Annotated in this window: 15 protein-coding genes; 9 read left to right on the top strand and 6 right to left on the bottom strand. The window is 71.7% G+C overall.

Translation table 11 applies throughout. From position 1 onward, the window contains the following. Positions 1 to 9 precede the first annotated feature (9 nt). From Q8A52_RS35760 to Q8A52_RS35735, 6 genes are all read left to right on the top strand, one after another. Positions 10 to 321 (top strand): urease subunit beta, encoded by a 312-nt coding sequence (locus Q8A52_RS35760; RefSeq protein ID WP_316759191.1) that lies wholly within the window; start codon positions 10 to 12, stop codon positions 319 to 321. Continuing rightward, positions 314 to 2,035: an urease subunit alpha gene (locus Q8A52_RS35755; protein ID WP_316759189.1), complete on the top strand. Its 1,722-nt coding sequence runs from the start codon at positions 314 to 316 to the stop codon at positions 2,033 to 2,035. The genes Q8A52_RS35760 and Q8A52_RS35755 overlap by 8 nt, the downstream gene beginning before the upstream one ends. Further along, positions 2,035 to 2,709 carry an urease accessory protein UreF gene (locus Q8A52_RS35750; protein ID WP_316759186.1) on the top strand — a complete coding sequence of 225 codons (675 nt, stop codon included), beginning with the start codon at positions 2,035 to 2,037 and terminating at the stop codon, positions 2,707 to 2,709. The genes Q8A52_RS35755 and Q8A52_RS35750 overlap by 1 nt, the downstream gene beginning before the upstream one ends. A 431-nt stretch (positions 2,710 to 3,140) precedes the next feature. Beyond that, positions 3,141 to 3,821 (top strand): urease accessory protein UreG, encoded by a 681-nt coding sequence (gene ureG, locus Q8A52_RS35745; protein WP_316759183.1) that lies wholly within the window; start codon positions 3,141 to 3,143, stop codon positions 3,819 to 3,821. Beyond that, positions 3,785 to 4,576 carry an urease accessory protein UreD gene (locus Q8A52_RS35740; protein ID WP_316759180.1) on the top strand — a complete coding sequence of 264 codons (792 nt, stop codon included), beginning with the start codon at positions 3,785 to 3,787 and terminating at the stop codon, positions 4,574 to 4,576. The genes ureG and Q8A52_RS35740 overlap by 37 nt, the downstream gene beginning before the upstream one ends. A 133-nt stretch (positions 4,577 to 4,709) precedes the next feature. Beyond that, a complete protein-coding gene (locus Q8A52_RS35735) occupies positions 4,710 to 6,305 on the top strand; it encodes an alpha/beta hydrolase (protein WP_316759177.1) in 1,596 nt (531 codons plus the stop codon). A 73-nt stretch (positions 6,306 to 6,378) separates the two neighbouring features. Here Q8A52_RS35735 and Q8A52_RS35730 read toward each other — a convergent pair whose 3' ends face one another. The 3 genes from Q8A52_RS35730 to Q8A52_RS35720 all read right to left on the bottom strand — a co-directional run bounded on the left by Q8A52_RS35730 (position 6,379) and on the right by Q8A52_RS35720 (position 12,220). Next, on the bottom strand, positions 6,379 to 7,392 hold the full coding sequence (locus Q8A52_RS35730; RefSeq protein WP_316759353.1) for an NAD-dependent epimerase/dehydratase family protein: 1,014 nt from the start codon (positions 7,390 to 7,392) through the stop codon (positions 6,379 to 6,381). A gap of 70 nt (positions 7,393 to 7,462) precedes the next feature. After that, a complete protein-coding gene (locus Q8A52_RS35725) occupies positions 7,463 to 8,188 on the bottom strand; it encodes a lysophospholipid acyltransferase family protein (RefSeq protein WP_316759175.1) in 726 nt (241 codons plus the stop codon). Between the two features lie 237 nt (positions 8,189 to 8,425). Continuing rightward, positions 8,426 to 12,220 carry a patatin-like protein gene (locus Q8A52_RS35720; RefSeq protein WP_316759172.1) on the bottom strand — a complete coding sequence of 1,265 codons (3,795 nt, stop codon included), beginning with the start codon at positions 12,218 to 12,220 and terminating at the stop codon, positions 8,426 to 8,428. A gap of 226 nt (positions 12,221 to 12,446) precedes the next feature. Between Q8A52_RS35720 and Q8A52_RS35715 the strand changes: the two genes are divergently transcribed. Beyond that, positions 12,447 to 12,845, top strand: a complete 399-nt coding sequence (locus Q8A52_RS35715; RefSeq protein ID WP_316759169.1) for a DUF6153 family protein — start codon at positions 12,447 to 12,449, stop codon at positions 12,843 to 12,845. 82 nt (positions 12,846 to 12,927) lie between these two features. Then, positions 12,928 to 13,548 (top strand): DUF305 domain-containing protein, encoded by a 621-nt coding sequence (locus tag Q8A52_RS35710; RefSeq protein WP_316759165.1) that lies wholly within the window; start codon positions 12,928 to 12,930, stop codon positions 13,546 to 13,548. A gap of 46 nt (positions 13,549 to 13,594) precedes the next feature. Here Q8A52_RS35710 and rocD read toward each other — a convergent pair whose 3' ends face one another. The 3 genes from rocD to Q8A52_RS35695 form a co-directional block, all read right to left on the bottom strand. Continuing rightward, complete coding sequence (rocD, locus tag Q8A52_RS35705) at positions 13,595 to 14,833, bottom strand: ornithine--oxo-acid transaminase (RefSeq protein ID WP_316759162.1); 1,239 nt, start codon at positions 14,831 to 14,833, stop codon at positions 13,595 to 13,597. After that, a complete protein-coding gene (gene ddaH / locus Q8A52_RS35700; protein WP_316759159.1) occupies positions 14,830 to 15,642 on the bottom strand; it encodes a dimethylargininase in 813 nt (270 codons plus the stop codon). The genes rocD and ddaH overlap by 4 nt, the downstream gene beginning before the upstream one ends. Before the next feature lie 155 nt (positions 15,643 to 15,797). Next, on the bottom strand, positions 15,798 to 16,283 hold the full coding sequence (locus Q8A52_RS35695) for an Lrp/AsnC family transcriptional regulator (protein ID WP_316759156.1): 486 nt from the start codon (positions 16,281 to 16,283) through the stop codon (positions 15,798 to 15,800). A 77-nt stretch (positions 16,284 to 16,360) separates the two neighbouring features. On the opposite strand from Q8A52_RS35695, the gene Q8A52_RS35690 reads away from it, so the two are divergent. Then, a complete protein-coding gene (locus Q8A52_RS35690) occupies positions 16,361 to 17,116 on the top strand; it encodes a LytR/AlgR family response regulator transcription factor (protein WP_316759155.1) in 756 nt (251 codons plus the stop codon). Positions 17,117 to 17,123 lie beyond the last annotated feature (7 nt).

The raw sequence follows: 17,123 nt of genomic DNA, 5'->3' as shown, positions 1-17,123 counted from the left end.
GAGGCCGCCGTGATTCCCGGAGAGATCCTCTTCGCCGAGGACCCGATCGTCTACAACGAAGGCCGCGAGGTCACCCGCCTCACCGTCCTCAACGCCGCCGACCGGCCCGTCCAGGTCGGCTCCCACTATCACTTCGCCGAGGCCAACCCGGGCCTGGAGTTCGACCGCGCCGCCGCGCGCGGCAAGCGGTTGAACGTCGCCGCCGGCACCGCCGTCCGCTTCGAGCCCGGGATCCCCGTCGGCGTCGAACTCGTTCCGCTCGCCGGTGCCCGGGTCGTGCCCGGACTGCGCGGGGAGACCGGAGGCGCCCTCGATGCGTGAGATTTCCCGCGCCGCCTATGCGGACCTGTTCGGCCCGACCACCGGTGACCGGATCCGGCTCGCCGACACCGACCTGCTGATCGAGATCGAGGAGGACCGCTCCGGCGGCCCAGGACTCGCCGGTGACGAGGCGGTCTTCGGCGGTGGCAAGGTCATCCGTGAGTCCATGGGCCAGTCGCGTGCCACGCGTGCGGAGGGCACCCCCGACACCGTCATCACCGGTGTCGTCATCGTCGACCACTGGGGGATCGTCAAGGCCGACGTCGGTATCCGCGACGGCCGGATCACCGGGATCGGCAAGGCGGGCAACCCGGACACGATGGACGGGGTGCACCGCGATCTGGTCATCGGTCCGGAGACCGAGGTGATCGCGGGCAACGGGCGGATCCTGACGGCCGGTGCGATCGACGCGCACGTGCACTTCATCTGCCCGCAGATCGCCGACGAGGCGCTCTCCGCGGGAATCACCACCCTGGTCGGCGGCGGTACCGGGCCGGCCGAGGGCTCGAAGGCGACGACGGTGACCCCCGGGCCCTGGCACCTCGCCCGCATGCTGGAGTCGATGGAGGCCTACCCGCTCAACATCGGTCTGCTCGGCAAGGGCAACACCGTCTCGCACGAGGCGATGCTGTCGCAGATCCGTGGGGGAGCGCTCGGACTCAAGCTGCACGAGGACTGGGGGTCGACGCCCGCCGTCATCGACGCCTCCCTCACCGTCGCCGAACGGACCGGGATCCAGGTCGCCATTCACACGGACACGCTGAACGAGGCCGGGTTCGTGGGCGACACGCTCGCCGCGATCGGCGGGCGCGGCATCCACGCGTACCACACGGAGGGTGCGGGCGGCGGGCATGCGCCGGACATCATGACCGTCGTGTCCGAGCCGCACGTGCTGCCGAGTTCGACCAATCCGACGCGTCCGTTCACGGTCAACACCGCCGAGGAACACCTCGACATGCTGATGGTGTGCCACCACCTGAACCCGGCGGTGCCGGAGGATCTGGCGTTCGCCGAGTCCCGGATCCGGCCGTCGACGATCGGGGCGGAGGACATACTCCACGATCTGGGCGCGATTTCGATCATTTCCTCCGACTCGCAGGCGATGGGGCGGGTCGGCGAGGTCATCATGCGGACCTGGCAGACGGCCCATGTGATGAAGCGGCGGCGGGGTGCGCTGCCCGGTGACGGGCGGGCGGACAACCTGCGGGTACGGCGCTACGTCGCCAAGTACACGATCAACCCGGCACTCGCGCAGGGCCTCGCCCGGGAGGTCGGCTCCGTGGAGAGCGGCAAGCTGGCCGACCTCGTGCTGTGGGAGCCCGCGTTCTTCGGGGTCAAGCCGTATCTCGTCGTCAAGGGCGGGCAGATCGCATATGCGCAGATGGGCGACGCGAACGCCTCGATTCCGACACCGCAGCCGATCCTTCCGCGTCCGATGTACGGGGCGATCGGGCGGGCGCCGGCCGGCAACTCGTTCAACTTCGTGGCGCCGCTCGCCGTCGAGGACGGACTGCCGGAGCGGCTGCAGCTGGGGAAGCGGTTCGTCGCCATCGACTCGACGCGTGGGGTGACCAAGGCGGACATGCGGGAGAACGACGCGCGGCCCCGGGTGCAGGTCGATCCCGACAGCTTTGCCGTGCACATCGACGGGGAGCTGGTCGAGGCGACTCCGGCCGCCGAACTGCCCATGGCCCAGCGTTACTTCCTGTTCTGATGTCCAGGGCAACGCTACTCGTACTGGCCGACGGCCGGTTTCCCGCCGGGGGGCACGCGCACTCCGGCGGGGCGGAGGCGGCCGTCAGGGCCGGGCGGATCACCGGGGCGGCGAGCCTGGAGGAATTCTGCCGGGGGCGGTTGCACACCGTGGGGCTGGTGGCCGGTGCGCTGGCCGCGGCGGCGGTGCTCGGTGTGGATCCCCGGGAGTTGGACGCGGCGGCCGATGCGCGGACGCCTTCGGTCGCGTTGCGGGTCGCTGCGCGGCGGCTCGGGCGGCAGCTGATGCGGGCGGGGCGGGCGACGTGGCCCTCCGGGGAGCTCGATGCGCTCGCGCGGGAGTTTCCCAAGGGGGCGCATCAGCCGGTGGTGCTTGGTGTCGTGGCGCGGGCGGCCGGGCTGGGGGCGGACGATGCGGCGTACTGCGCGGCGTACGAGAGCGTGAGCGGGGCGGCTACGGCCACCGTGCGGTTGCTGAGTCTGGATCCGTTCGATGCCACGGGGGTGTTGGCCCGGCTGGCGCCGGAGCTGGACCGGGTTGTGGATGCGGCTGTTGAGGCGGGGCGGGGAGTGGTCGAGGGCGGGGTTGATGCGTTGCCTGCGGGGGCTGCGCCGTTGTTGGAGGTCGGGGCGGAGGCGCATGCCGCTTGGGCTGTGCGGTTGTTTGCGTCGTGAGCCCTGCCCACCCGCGCACCCGGCTCGGTGGGCCGAGAAGCGACCGTCCCCGGGGCTCCGCCCCGGCCCGTTCCGCCCACCTGCCCACCCGGCTCGGTGGGTCGGAAAGTGCCCCTCACCCTGGGGCTCTGCCCCAGGCCCCGGCGGGGGCTACGTCCCCTTCACCCCTTGCGGGGCTTCGCCCCGCACCCGGCCGGAGGCCTGGCCCTCTGCACACCTCGCGGAGATCCGCCCCCGCATCCCGCCCAGGGGCCCTGCCCCGGCCGCCCCCCCGCAGAGCCCTGCCCCCGGCCCCCGCAGGGCCCTGCCCATGTACCCCGGAGGCCCCCGTCCCGTACCCCCGTCAATCACCCCCCCGGCCCGAAGGGCCCCGTCCTCGAATGTCAGGCCGGCTGAACGGTGTTCGGACCGGCTGGAGTGGAGCCGCTGTCATGCATCTCGATCACACCCACCACCACGGGTCCGCCGCCGTAAGTGCCGATGCCCGACGGGCGGACGGGAGGCGGCGGGCGCTTCGGATTGGGCTCGGTGGGCCCGTTGGATCCGGGAAGACCGCTACCGTTGCCGCGCTGTGTCGGGTGTTGCGGGACGAGCTGTCGATCGCCGTCGTCACCAATGACATCTACACGCGCGAGGATGCCGAATTTCTGCTTCGTGAGGCTGTGTTGCCGCCCGAGCGGATTGCGGCCGTGGAGACGGGCGCCTGTCCGCACACGGCGATCCGGGACGACATCTCCGCCAATCTCGAAGCGGTGGAGGATCTGGAGGACGAGGTCGGGCCGTTGGACCTGATCCTTGTCGAGTCCGGTGGGGACAACCTCACCGCCACCTTCTCCAGGGGGCTCGTCGACGCGCAGATCTTTGTGATCGATGTGGCGGGTGGGGACGACATCCCTCGTAAGGGCGGGCCCGGTGTCACCACCGCCGACCTGCTCGTCGTGAACAAGACCGACCTCGCGCCCCATGTTGGTTCCGATCTCGGTCGGATGGCCGCCGACGCGAAGGTTCAGCGGGCCGAACTTCCCGTTGTGTTCCAGTCGTTGAGGAGCGAGGCGGGGGTTGCCGACGTGGCTGCATGGGTGCGCGAGCGGGTTGTGGCGTGGGCCGCGTGACCGGGAGCGGGGTGCGGGCGGTCGCGCGGATCGTCGCCCGGGAGGACGGTCGGGGTGGTACGTCCCTGCCCGTGCTGGAGGGTGAAGGGCCGCTCGCCGTGCGCCGCACTCGGGCGAGTGGGGACGAGGCGAGGGTCATGCTCGTGGGGGCGATGAGCGGGCCGCTCGGCGGTGACCGGTTCGCCGTGGAGGCCGAAGTGGAGGAAGGGGCGCGGCTGGATGTGCGCTCGGCCGCCGCCACCATCGCGCTGCCCGGGCAGGGGAAGGGCCAGGCGACGTACGACGTGCGGCTGCGCGTCGGCGACCGGGGTGAACTGTGCTGGTTGCCCGAGCCGTTGATCTGTGCCGGTGGGAGCGATCTGTGTGTCACCACCCGGGTCGAGCTCGGGGGCGAGGCGCGGCTGCTGCTGCGGGAGGAGCAGATACTCGGACGGGTCGGCGAGGAACCCGGACGGCTTGCCAGCCGTCTGACAGTGCGGGTGGCGGGGCGGACCCTGCTCGACCAGGAGTTGGCGTGCGGGCCCGGTGCGCCGGGAGGCTGGGACGGGCCCGCCGTGCTGGCGGGACATCGTGCCGTGGGTCAACTCGTCATCGTGCGGCCCGAGTTCCGGCGGGAACGGCCTGCGGCCCGGGTGCTGGGGGAGTGTGCGGCGCTGACTCCGCTCGCCGGTCCCGCCGTACTGGTGACCGCCGTGGCCGCCGATGGCCTGCGGCTACGGCAGGTGCTGGACGAGGCTCGTGGCCTCCTCGGGTAGCCCTCCGCTCAGCGGGACATGATCGTCCGGTTATCGGATTGGTAAAGAAGGTCTACGACCCCTGTTCTCAGACTTCTCACAGCGGCGAGGATCCCCCGTGTCCATTCGCAGACATGCACGGGGAGGAGCCCACTTGAGGGACATCAGACCGAAGAACCGCGCCCTGGCGCTCGGTTCGGCCGGAGCGCTCGTCACGGCGACCCTGATAACCGGCGCCCTCGCGGCGCCCGCGGCCGGTGCCGAGAACCGCCACGGCCAGGACCGCGAGGCCCGCGGCGCCGCGATCGCCGCGGAGCGGGCCGCGAAGGCGGGCATCGACTGGCAGGACTGCTCCGCCGACTGGGGGCTCGAGAAGCCGATCCAGTGCGGCTGGGTCAGCGTGCCGCTCAACTACGCCAAGCCGTACGGCAAGCAGATCAAGCTCGCCGTCGACCGCATCGGCAACACGGGGACGAAGAAGGACCGCCAGGGCGCCCTCGTCTACAACCCCGGCGGTCCGGGCGGCTCCGGCATGCGCTTCCCACGCCGGGTCACCACCAAGAACCCGCTGTGGGCCAACACCGCCAAGGCGTACGACTTCGTGGGCTTCGACCCGCGTGGCGTCGGCCACTCCGCGCCCATCTCCTGCATCGACCCGCAGGAGTTCGTCAAGGCGCCCAAGGCCGACCCGGTGCCGGACACCGAGGCCGACAAGACCGCGCAGCGGAAGCTGGCCCGCGAGTACGCGGACGGCTGCTACAAGCGCAGCGGCGAGATGCTGCCGTACATGACCACGGCGAACACCGCCCGCGACCTCGACGTCATCCGGGCCGCCCTCGGTGAGAAGAAGCTCAACTACCTCGGTGTCTCCTACGGCACCTACCTCGGCGCCGTCTACGGCACGCTGTTCCCGGGCCACCTGCGCCGGATGGTCGTCGACAGCGTTGTCGACCCCTCGCGCAAGAACATCTGGTACCAGGCCAACCTGGAGCAGGACATCGCCTTCGAGGGCCGCTGGAAGGACTGGGAGGACTGGGTCGCCGCCAACGACGCCACCTTCCACCTGGGGACGACCCGCGACGCCGTCCAGGCCAAGTGGCTCCAGCTGCGCGCCACCGCCAAGAAGAACCCGATCGGCGGGGTCGTCGGCCCGGCCGAGCTGATCTCCTTCTTCCAGAGCGCCCCGTACTACGACTCCTCGTGGGTTCCGGTCGCCACGGTCTTCAGCAAGTACGTCGCCGGTGACACCCAGGCGCTCGTCGACGCGGCCGCCCCGGACCTGTCCGACACCGCGGGCAACATCTCCGCGGAGAACGGCAACGCCGTCTACACGGCCGTCGAGTGCACTGACGCCAAGTGGCCCACCAGCTGGCAGAAGTGGGACCGGGACAACACCCGGCTCAACAAGGACTACCCGTTCATGACCTGGGCCAACGCATGGATGAACCTGCCGTGCGCCACCTGGCCGGTCAAGCAGCAGACCCCGGTGAACGTCAAGACCCACAAGGGTCTGCCGCCGGTGCTGATCGTGCAGTCCACGCGTGACGCCGCCACCCCCTACCCGGGCGCGGTCGAACTGCACCAGCGCTTCAAGGGCTCCCGTCTGATCACCGAGAAGGACGCGGGCTCGCACGGTGTGACCGGCCTGGTCAACCCGTGCATCAACCAGCGGGTGGACGACTATCTGCTCACCGGCAAGCTGGACGCCGCGGATGTGACCTGCACGCCGCACGCGACGCCCAAGCCGTAACCGCGGAGCGGGAATTCGATACGAGGGCGGGGCGGCCGGAGTTGATCCGGCCGCCCCTTCCCCCTTTCCCGTCTCACCGTGATCGCAGCCAGGCGTCCTCCGCCGCGTAGTCGAAGAGGTCGGGGTACGCCCGTGCCAGTAGCGGGAAGCGGGCCCGCCAGTCCTGGGTCGCCTCGCCGCACAGCCATTCCACCGTCTCCGGCAGGCTGCGCGCGTACGACACCGCCGGTCGGTAGCCCAACTCCCGTTCGGCGGCGGCCATGTCGCACACGAGCGGGCTGGGCACCGACCAGGGCGATCCGCCCACGGCCGGGGCAGGAGGCGGGCCGTCCACCAGTATCGTCTCCGTCCTCGCCCCCATCACCTCGTCGACCGCCGCACCGATCTCCGCCGCCGTCGGCGCCTGTGGATCACACGCGTTGAGCACACGGGATGCGGGTCGAGCCGCCGCCAGACGGATCAACTCCGCGATGTTGCGGGCGCTCGAGGTGTGGAAGCGGCTCTCGCCGCGGTGGGCCAGCACCCGGACGCCCCGGCCGTCGAGGTTGCGCTTGACAAAGTACAACTCGCGGGGCAGCGGGCTGTGTGGTCCGTGTACGGCGCTCGGCCGCAGCACGGTCGTCGGCAACCGGTCGCCCATCGCGAGAAGTTCACGCTCAAGCGCCACCTTGCGGGTGCTGTACGACGCCTCGCCGGGCGCCACCGTCGGCCGGGTCTCCGGGAGCGGCAGCGGATACTCGGGGAACCCGTCCGGCTCGCTCTGGGTGTCGAAACCCCGCCCCCTGTCGTCCACGTACACCGACACACTGGAGACGACCACGGCCGCGCCGACACGGCCGGCCAGCGCCGTCAACTGCCGTGCGTGCTGGGCTCCGTAGGCGACCACGTCGACCACCAGGTCACAGCGCTCGCCGACGACGGCGGCGAGCGCCGCGCCGTCCTCCCGGTCCAGCCGCACCGTCCGGACGTCGTCCGGCCACGCCCCGTCCCGGCCGCCGCCCCGTGAGGCGGCAGTGACCTCCCAGCCGTCCCGCACCAGCGCATCCACCGCGGGACGGCCGATCTGGCCCGTCGCCCCGATCACCACCGCACGTCTCATGGGGCGACCGTACGGGCCCGGGCACTCCCGGCCCGGGCCGCTCTGCCGACAGCAGAGGTCAACCGAGCGGTGCCCGTGGGAACTTGCGCTCCCGTTCGCCCTTCGCCGCGGCCTCGTCCGCCTTGACGACGGCCGCGTACTGGTCGACGTACTCCTGCTCGGACAGCGACAGGATGGCGTACATGATCTCGTCGGTCACGGCGCGCAGGATGGCCTTCTCGTCCTCCATACCCGCATAGCGGGAGAAGTCGAGGGGCTTGCCGAAGCGGATGACGACCGGGTGGATGTTCGGGATGACCTTGCCCGGCGGCTGTGCCTCGAAGGTGCCGATCATCGCGCACGGGACGACCGGCACGCCCGCCTTCAGCGCCATCACGGCGACCCCGACCTTGCCCTTGTAGAGGCGGCCGTCGTGGGAGCGCGTGCCCTCCGGGTAGATGCCGAGCAACTCGCCCTTGCGCAGCACGCCGAGCCCCTCGCGGATCGCGGCCTGGCCCGCGTCCTTGCCGGAGCGGTCCACCGGGATCTGGCCCGCGCTGCGGAAGAAGGCCGCGGTCAGCCGGCCCTTGATGCCCGGACCCGTGAAGTACTCGGCCTTGGCCAGGAATGTGATGCGGCGCTTCAGTATCGCGGGCATCAGGAAGTGGTCGGAGAAGGACAGGTGATTGCCGGCGACGATGGCCGGGCCCGACGCCGGTACGTTCTCCAGCCCCTCTATTCGGGGTCGGAAGACCAGTCTCAGCAAAGGCCCCAACAGTACATATTTCAGCAGGTAGTAGAACAAAGGGGGTAGCTCCTCACTCCGGCGGATCGCCTGGGTCACCGAGTTCTCGCAGGTCAACCGGCATGTGATGGGGTGCCAGTGTATGTGCAGGCGCAGTGAGCCGGAACAGTCGCGGACGCCCGCCGCCGGACCACACTGCTGGCTCGGGCGGTGGTGCGGCAACCCGATGCCGCAGCCTGGCGTGATCATTGCGGGGACTGGCAGACGCGCCGGTCTTGCCGCCGTGGCGTCCGGTGCTCATCGTGTCTCCGCCGGGGGCACCGGGCGGGCATTCGTCCTGTCCGCACGGCCCCTGATGCTCCGCCAGGCGGCTTGGACCAGGCCGCTGATCAGGACGGCCAGGACCGCGATCGCGCCCAGGGCGACGAGCGGGTGCCACCACGGTGCGCGCAGCCAGGGCAGTACGTCCCGGCCGACCACGCCGATGTCCTGGCCCCCGGTGCCGAACAGCACTCGGCGGCCGACCGGGCAGCCGAGGAGGAACACCGCCACGACGACGGTGATGGCTCCCGTGGCGACCAGCACCTTGCGCCAGTGGGAGTAGGTACCGAGGGCGACGAGATAGCCGCCGATGAGGGCGACGACCGTGCCGGTGAGGCCGAGCCAGGTGGCCCGCTGGATCATCGAGAGGACACCCACCGCCAGCGCCGCGAGGCCGGTGAGGATCAGCGTGCGGGCGCGGCCGCGGGTGAGGGAGGAGGCGCGGTAGCCGGCGAGGGTGACGGTACGGGCCGAGGCGAGGAAGGGTTTCAGCGGCGCGGGGATCCGGGGGAAACCGGACACCGCCGAGGCGGCCACGGCGGCCGCCTTTCCGGCCGTACGGGTCAGCAACGGCTGCCCCAGCTCGCCGTCGAACGTCTCGTCGGGCACGGGGCAGGTCGCGAGCAGGGCGGCGAGGGCGTCCGGGGCGGCGGCGGTGACCGCACCGTCGACCGGCCGCGCCGATCCGCCGGTCGGCGGTTTGCGGCCGTCGGTTCGCTGCACCGATACACCGGCCAGGTGCGCTCGTACACCGGCGTGCCCCACGGGTCCGTCGGCTTGCTGCGCCGGTCCACCGGGTGGCTGCGCCGGTCCACCGGGTGGCTGCTCCGGTCCACCCGTCTCCCGTTCCGGTCCGGCGGTCCGCTGCGCAGCTCCCGCCGTCCGGCGTTCGGCTTCGGCGGCCGGCTGCGTCGGTTCGGCGGCGCGGTGATCGGCCTCCGCGGCCCGCCGCTCGCTTTCGATCAGCCGGCGCTGCTCGGCCGTCCAGTTGCCGTCCATGACCGCGGCCACGGCGGCCCGGGCCGCCGCCTGGGCCCTTGCGGGGCTGCCCGCCGCGTCGAGCACCTGGGCCGCCCACGGGTGCGCGCGGGTGGACGGCGTGCTGAGCATCTCCCGTGCGAGCACCGGCAGTTCGACCTCGGTGATGCACTTCTGCCAGCTCCGCGCCACCCACATCGAGGTCAGCGGCAGGCTCGTCGGGACGCGCGCCGTGATGTCGTCCAGGAAGCGCAGCTCGGTGAAGACCGCCTGCCGGGTCAGCCGGATGTCGCTGCCGTCGGCGGCCACCCCGATGACCTCGTCCGGGTCCGCACCGCCGCCGAACAGCTCGCGCAGCCGATCGTAGAACCACGCCCGTCGGCTGCCGCCGACCTCGGCGTCCTGCACGACGGTGAGGATGCGCCGCGGGTCCAGCAGCAGGTGCACCAGCCAGCCGGCGCCGTCCAGCCGCCCCCAGGTCCAGTCGTTGGCCCGCCAGGAGGACTTGTAGAAGGCGCCGAAGTGGTGCAGCTGCAGCCCGGTGAGCTTCGATGCGGCGGTCGTGCGGCGGGGCGCGAGCGCACACCGAGTGTCCGCGCTGACCAGGACCAGCTCGATGGGCTGCTCGACCTCCGTGCCCACGGGCAGCACGGAACGCGTCGCCACGTGCAGGTCGAACAGGCCGAGAGCGATGCCGTCGGGATCCTCGGGCAGGAAGCCGAAGTAGGCGCGGAGCTCCTCGGCCGCTCGCTGCCGTCGCCCCTCGGACGTGGTGGGCGGGGGCAGCGCACCGATGGACGGCGGCGCGAGGACCGGTGCCGGGATCAGCTCCCGCAGCCCGACCACGGCGGCCGCGAGCCGGGCCCAGCCGCCCTTGAGGGAGGGATCGTCCGTGCCGCCGGGCAGCGTGGCCGGAGCCGGTTCGTTGCGCCGGTTCCAGTACGCCGTCATAGCCCCGGCCGCCACCGTGCCGAGGGCGGCATGGGTGGCCTGCCCCTTGTCCAGCGTCTTCTCGACGAGGTCCTCCACGTCCGGCGGCTCGGCCGGTTCGAACGCCTGGTGCACCTGGCGTACGACCGCGGCGAGCGCCGGGCGCTGCTCCCGGCAGCAGACGTACGCCTCCCGGAGCATGCCGAGCACCGTCGCCTTGGCGCCGTTGAACGGGGCCACACCGAATCGGGCCAGCCGTTCGTACAGCGTGTCGCCCGCGTCACCCGGTTTCGGGAAGGTCCAGTCCGCCGTCACCGCGGCCACCGCGGCGTCCCGGCAGTCCTGTTCGGTGCCGCGTCCCGGCGCCAGCGCGCTCAGCCATTCGGGGGCGAGCGCCTCGGCCGGGCGGGTGGTCAGGGCGCGCATGAGAGCGGTGATCACCGGCCGGGCCAGAAAGGCGCCCTCACGGGTGCGGAAGTCGTCGCGCATCGGCCCGGTCAGCAACGCGAACACGGCGGAGTCCGGCGCACCGTCCTCGACGGCGGACCCACCCGCCGCGGCGAGCCGCTCCCGGCAGCCGGTCAGCGCCGCGACGGCCCTGCGGCCCTGGCCGCCCAGCTCGGCCATGCGGCGCCGGGTGTCGCGGAGGGCGTCCATACGGTCGTTGTGGTCGCGCAGTTCGGTCAGCTCGGCGCTGATGGACTGGCTGAGCGCGGCGCCGAGGTCCTTCATGAGGGCCGCGCCCAGGGGCCACGGCTGCGCGAAGGTCTCCGGGGCCGGCGTGGCACGGGGGTCGGGTGCGCCGCCCGAGGTGGGGACCACGTAGAGCATGACGCGCCGCACCTGACGTTCGGCCGGGCGGTCGAAGACGGCCCGCAGCAGCGGCCTGATCGGGCGGTTCGCCAGCAGCCCGCCGTCGGCGGCCCAGTGCGGGCGGGTGATGTTGGCGTACTTCTTCATCGAGGGACGCGCCGGGGCGCCCGGCTTCCCCGCGACCGGGTTCTCGTACGGCAGGTACGAGGGTTCGAACGCGCCGGGGTAGGAGGCGCTGCTGCGCGCCGCCAGCGCCACGGCCTGTGTGCCGTCCCAGCTGCGCAGGCTGTCCTCGTCGAAGACGAACAGGCCCCGGTGGTCCTCGTCCTGGACCTGGGTGCCGTAGGAGTCGGTGAACCGTCCGGTCTCCCCGGTGAGCAGTGTGGTGGTGATGAAGACCTGCGTCTCGCCGGTGACGTCGTGGGACACGGTGCCGGGCGGCGGCGGGCCGGAGCGGGCCGCGAGGTCCAACTCGTCGATGCCGTGGACGAGTTCCTGGAACAGGACGCCGTCGCCCTGCAGCAGCGACGGCGGCTGTTTCTCCGTGGGGTCGCGCAGCAATGTCTCGAACGCGCCGGACTTCAGCCAGAAGTCGCGCAGTGGTCCGAGGTCCCAGGATCTCGCGCGGGCCAGTCCCAGCAGCGCGGCGTTGATGCCGCCCGCGCTGGTGCCGGAGAGGATGTCGATGGAGACGGTGGTGTCCAGCAGGTCGAGGAGCCGCAGGTACAGGACCTTGGCCCGCTCGTCGGCCCCTGCCGTGGCCGTCGGTGCGGGAAGGCGGGCGCTCTCGGGGAGGGCGTTGCGCCACCACGCCGCCTGCTGCAGCAGGTTCAGCTCGCGGGCCACACCGCCCATCCAGACCGCCAGGCTCACGCCACCGGTCATGGCCGTGGCGATCCTCAGCTCCTGAGTGCCGGGTCCGAGCCTGGTTCCCGCGCCGCGGGCGGAACCTGCGCCGCGGGCGGACCCTGCGCCGGGCGACGGCCCCTCGCTGTGCGAAGACGTGGCCGTCCCACGGCGCTCCTCGTCCTGTACGGACCGCTCGGCCATGGCTCTCCCAGGAAGCGAGCTCCTCGGTCCCGACGACCGGGCGTGAGCGCCGTACCCGCTCGGGCGACGAGGATGGTCGGCAAAGTGCAAGCCACTCCAAGGTGTTCCCGTGCGGCGCGCGAGGGAAGGCGTCCGACGGCGCTTATCACCCGATCGTGGTCCTCCGCTTCCCGTGCGGATGCACCCCGCCGAACGCGACGGCGTGGCTCTGCTTAGGATGAGCCCGATGAACCGAGCCGAGCAGTCCTCCGTGCGATCGCCTCTGGGGCGATGGCGGGCGCTGCTCGTGCTGGGGCTGCTGGCCGGTCTCCTCGGCATGCACGCCCTGGCCCCCGGCGGTGCCACGGGCCACGCGGAGCGGGCTCACGCCGTGCACATGACGGCCGAGGCCACCGCGGCCGACGACTGCCCCGGCGACGGCCACTGCGGCGGACACCATCTCAAGCACGCCGACGCGACCTGCGCCTCCGGCGCCGTGAGCGGGGGACCGGAGCCGCCCGCGCTCGTTCCCGACCCGGTGACCGCGCCCGTGCGGGCCGACTCCGTGTGCTTCCGTGCCGCGAAGGCGCCGGACGGCGCCCGGGCGCCACCGTCCCTGGCGGAACTCCAACTCCTGCGGATCTAGAGGCCGCGAAGACCGCACCGGCGATCGGCCGGGAGCGGTCCACGACGTGCCCTCATCCCTTTTGCACAGCAGGAGTTCACGCATGACCACTCGTACCCTCGCGCGCCGTGCCGCCCTCGTCGCGGCCACCGCCACCGCCGCGTTCGTCCTCGCCGCCTGTGGCGGTGATGGCGGCGACAGCGCCGGCCACACCGGTCACGGCGCCTCGGCGACCCCGGGCGGGCAGGCCGGCGCCAGTGCCCACAACGCCCAGGACGTCTCCTTCACGCAGGGCATGATCCCGCACCACCAGCAGGCCCTGGAGATGGCCCGCCTCGCCTCCTCTCGCGCCTCGTCCGCCCGGGTCAAGGACCTCGCGGCCCGCATCGAGAAGGCGCAGGACCCGGAGATCAGCAGCATGACCGGCTGGCTGAAGGCCTGGGGCGAGGAGATGCCCATGTCCGGGATGGACCACTCCCGTCACTCCGGCATGGCCGGGATGATGAGCACCGAGGACATGACCGCGCTGAAGAAGGCCACCGGCAAGGACTTCGACACGATGTTCCTGACCATGATGGTCGACCACCACAAGGGCGCCGTCGAGATGGCCACCACCGAGAAGACCAAGGGCGAGTACGGCCCCGCCACCGGCATGGCCGACGACATCGTCACCGCGCAGAACGCGGAGATCAAGGAGATGAACCGGCTTCTCGGCAAGAGCTGAGCCGGACGGGCAGGGGCCGGCGCCACGCCGGCCCCTGCCCCGGGGTTCAGCGGCCCTGGGTCAGGACCTTCTCCAGCGCGTCCAGCGCGGACCGCAGCTCCTCGCCGGTGATGGTCAGCGGCGGGGCCAGCCGGATGGTGGAGCCATGGGTGTCCTTGACCAGGACGCCCTCCCGCATCAGGCCCTCGCTCACCTCACGACCGGTGCCGATGGCCGGGTCGACGTCGACGCCCGCCCACAGCCCGCGCGAGCGGAAGCCGACCACGCCCTTGCCGACCAGCGTCGACAGCCCGTCCCGCAGGATCACACCCAGCTCGGCGGCCCGGCGCTGGAACTCACCCGACTCCAGCAGCTCGACCACCGCCGTGCCTACCGCGGCCGCGAGCGGGTTGCCGCCGAACGTCGAGCCGTGCTCGCCCGGCCGCAGCACGCCCAGCACGTCACGCCGGGCCACCACCGCCGACACCGGCACGATGCCGCCGCCCAGCGCCTTGCCGAGCAGCAGCACGTCCGGCACGACCTGCTCGTGCTCGACGGCGAGGGTACGGCCGGTGCGGCCCAGGCCGGACTGGATCTCGTCCGCGATGAACAGACAGCCCTTGCGGCGGGTCAGCTCGCGCACACCGGCGAGGTAGCCCTCGTCCGGGATGATCACCCCGGCCTCGCCCTGGATCGGCTCGATCAGCACCGCGGCCGTCGTCTCGTCGACGGCCGCCTCCAGCGCGGCGAGGTCGTTGTAGGGCACGACCCGGAAGCCGGGCGTGAAGGGGCCGAAGCCCGCGCGGGCCGTCTCGTCGGTGGAGAAGCTGACGATCGTCGTGGTACGGCCGTGGAAGTTCTCCGCCGCGACCACGATCGTGGCCCGGTCGGCGGGGACGCCCTTGACCTCGTACGCCCACTTGCGGGCCACCTTGATACCGCTCTCCACCGCCTCGGCGCCGGTGTTCATCGGCAGCACCATGTCGAGACCGGTCAACTCGGACAGCCGCTCGGCGAATTCGGCGAGCTGGTCGTTGTGGAAGGCACGCGAGGTGAGGGTCAGCCGGTCGAGCTGGCGGTGGGCCGCCTCCACCAGGGCCGGATGGCGGTGGCCGAAGTTGAGGGCCGAGTAGCCGGCCAGCATGTCGAGGTAGCGGCGGCCCTCGACGTCTTCCACCCAGGTGCCCTCGGCACGGGCGACGACCACCGGCAGGGGGTGGTAGTTGTGCGCGAGAACCGGCTCCTCCGCGCGGATCAGGTCGGCGGAGGTACGGGTGCGGGCGGTCGTCCCGGTGGGGGCGGTCATGAGCGGATCTCCTGGGTGCAGCACTTGATGCCGCCGCCGGCCTTGTGGAACTCCGACAGGTCGACGGGGACGGGAACATAGCCGTGGTCGGCCAGCCGCGAGGCCAGATGCTCGGCCCGCGGCGCGATGAAGACGTGACGTCCGTCGGAGACGGAGTTCAGACCGAACGTCATCGCGTCCTCGCGGGTGGCCAGCACCGCGTCGGGGTACAGGCGCGCCAGTACCTCGCGGCTGCCCGGCGAGAAGGCCTCCGGGTAGTACGCGATGTTGTCGTCGTCGAGGGCGAACAGCGCCGTGTCCAGGTGGTAGAAGTACGGGTCCACCAGCGTCAGGCTGATCACCGGCACGCCGAAGAACTCCTGCACCTCGCGGTGCGCCTCGCGGGTCGTCCGGAACCCGGTGCCGGCCAGCACGTACCGGCCGGTCGGGACCAGATCGCCCTCGCCCTCGCACACCGCTTCGGGACGGTAGACGTCGAAACCGGCCGCCTTGAACCACGTGTCGTAGTGGCTCGACTCCGGACGGCGCTCGGCCGCGTGGAAGAGGGAGCCGAAGACGCGGCCGCCGACGACGACCGCGGAGTTCGCGGCGAAGACCATGTCGGGGAGACCGGCGACCGGCTCCACGGTGTCGACGCAGTGCCCGTGTGCACGGTAGGCGCTGATCAGTGCCTGCCACTGCTCCTGGGCCAGGTCCACGTCGACCTGGGAATCGGGCTGCATCCAAGGGTTGATCGCGTACTGCACGGCGAAGTGTCTGGGTTCGCAGACGAGGAAGCGCCGGGAGCGCGGCACACGGCTTTCGGGCACAGAGGTGTTCCTCCGCTTTCCTGCGGTGTCGACTGGGGGTTGACACCAAGGTAGGAAGTGACGGGGAAGGACGACAAGAAACGACAGCTGCTTATGTGCGCAGGAATGCTGCGTTGTGTCGGGGCAGGACGCACGACTGCTGCGTGCCGTGAGGTTTATTCCGGAACCGCGTGGGTGGCGCCCGCCTCCGGGCTCTCGGGCAGCAGGTGGGAGAGGACCATCACGCTGATCGTCTTCCGGATGAACGGCTCCACCCGGATCCGTTCCAGCACCTCCTCGAAGTGCTCCACGTCCCGCGCCCGCACATGCAGCAGAGCGTCCGCGCCGCCGGTCACCGTCATCGCGGCCGTGATCTCCGGATAATTGCGGACCACCTCCGCGAGGCGCCGGGGCGGGGCCGCGCCCTCGCAGTACACCTCGACGTACGCCTCCGTGCGCCAGCCGAGCGCCGACGGCTTCACCGTCGCCGTGAACCCGGTGATCACACCCGTCTCGCGGAGCCGGTCGACCCGCCGCTTGACGGCGGTCGCCGACAGACCGACGGCCGCCCCGATCTCGGCGAAGCTCGTCCTGGCGTTCGCCATCAGCGCTGTGATGATCTTCCGGTCGAGCTCGTCGAACGCGGCGGTCGTGCTGTTCATGTCGGCACTGTATCCAGCGCGAACGTCCACGCCCGGCACATGTCCTGCCGTGCGGATTGCTCCTACACTCCACGTTCATGCTGCGCGCCCTCGCCGTCGACGACGAACGCCCCTCACTGGAGGAACTCCTCTACCTGCTGCGCGCCGACCCGCGGATCAGCAGCGTCGAGGGCGCCGGCGACGCGACCGAGGCGCTGCGCCGCATCACCCGCGCCCTGGAGTCCGGACCGCACGGCCCCGAGGCCATCGACGTCGTCTTCCTCGACATCCAGATGCCCGGCCTCGACGGCCTGGAGATGGCTCGGCTGCTCACCGGCTTCGCCCGCCCGCCGCTGGTCGTCTTCGTCACCGCGCACGAGGACTTCGCCGTACGCGCCTTCGACCTCAAGGCCGTCGACTACGTCCTCAAACCCGTACGCAAGGAACGGCTCGCGGAGGCCGTACGCCGGGCCGCCGAGCTGCGCGGTGCCGCCGCGCGGATCACCGTCCACGAACCCGACCCCGACCACATACCCGTGGAACTCGGCGGCGTGACCCGCTTCGTCGCCGTCGACGACATCACCCATGTCGAGGCCCAGGGCGACTACGCCCGTCTGCACACCGGCCGCGGCAGCCACCTCGTCCGCATCCCGCTGTCCACCCTGGAGGACCGCTGGCACTCACGCGGCTTCGTCCGCATCCACCGCCGCCATCTCGTCGCCCTGCGCCACATCGGCGAACTCCGCCTGGACGCGGGCACGGTGAGCGTGCTGGTCGGCACCGAGGAGCTCCAGGTCAGCCGTCGGCACGCGCGCGAACTGCGGGACCTGCTGATGCGCCGGACCGCGGGATAGAGGAGGC

It is taken from the genome of Streptomyces herbicida (genome assembly GCF_032656585.1).
Classification (GTDB): Bacteria; Actinomycetota; Actinomycetes; order Streptomycetales; family Streptomycetaceae; genus Streptomyces; species Streptomyces herbicida.
The sequence above is the reverse complement of the archived record's forward strand: the minus strand, read 5'-3'. Positions and strand labels throughout refer to the sequence as shown.

Bases quoted from the DNA above. Each gene is read 5' to 3' on its own strand.
- Q8A52_RS35755 (WP_316759189.1), top strand. From the start codon at position 314: ATGCGTGAGATTTCCCGCGCCGCCTATGCGGACCTGTTCGGCCCGACC.
- Q8A52_RS35750 (WP_316759186.1), top strand. From the start codon at position 2,035: ATGTCCAGGGCAACGCTACTCGTACTGGCCGACGGCCGGTTTCCCGCC.
- ureG (WP_316759183.1), top strand. From the start codon at position 3,141: ATGCATCTCGATCACACCCACCACCACGGGTCCGCCGCCGTAAGTGCC.
- Q8A52_RS35740 (WP_316759180.1), top strand. From the start codon at position 3,785: ATGGGTGCGCGAGCGGGTTGTGGCGTGGGCCGCGTGACCGGGAGCGGG.
- Q8A52_RS35720 (WP_316759172.1), bottom strand. From the start codon at position 12,220: ATGGCCGAGCGGTCCGTACAGGACGAGGAGCGCCGTGGGACGGCCACG.
- Q8A52_RS35715 (WP_316759169.1), top strand. From the start codon at position 12,447: ATGAACCGAGCCGAGCAGTCCTCCGTGCGATCGCCTCTGGGGCGATGG.
- Q8A52_RS35710 (WP_316759165.1), top strand. From the start codon at position 12,928: ATGACCACTCGTACCCTCGCGCGCCGTGCCGCCCTCGTCGCGGCCACC.
- rocD (WP_316759162.1), bottom strand. From the start codon at position 14,833: ATGACCGCCCCCACCGGGACGACCGCCCGCACCCGTACCTCCGCCGAC.
- Q8A52_RS35695 (WP_316759156.1), bottom strand. From the start codon at position 16,283: ATGAACAGCACGACCGCCGCGTTCGACGAGCTCGACCGGAAGATCATC.
- Q8A52_RS35690 (WP_316759155.1), top strand. From the start codon at position 16,361: ATGCTGCGCGCCCTCGCCGTCGACGACGAACGCCCCTCACTGGAGGAA.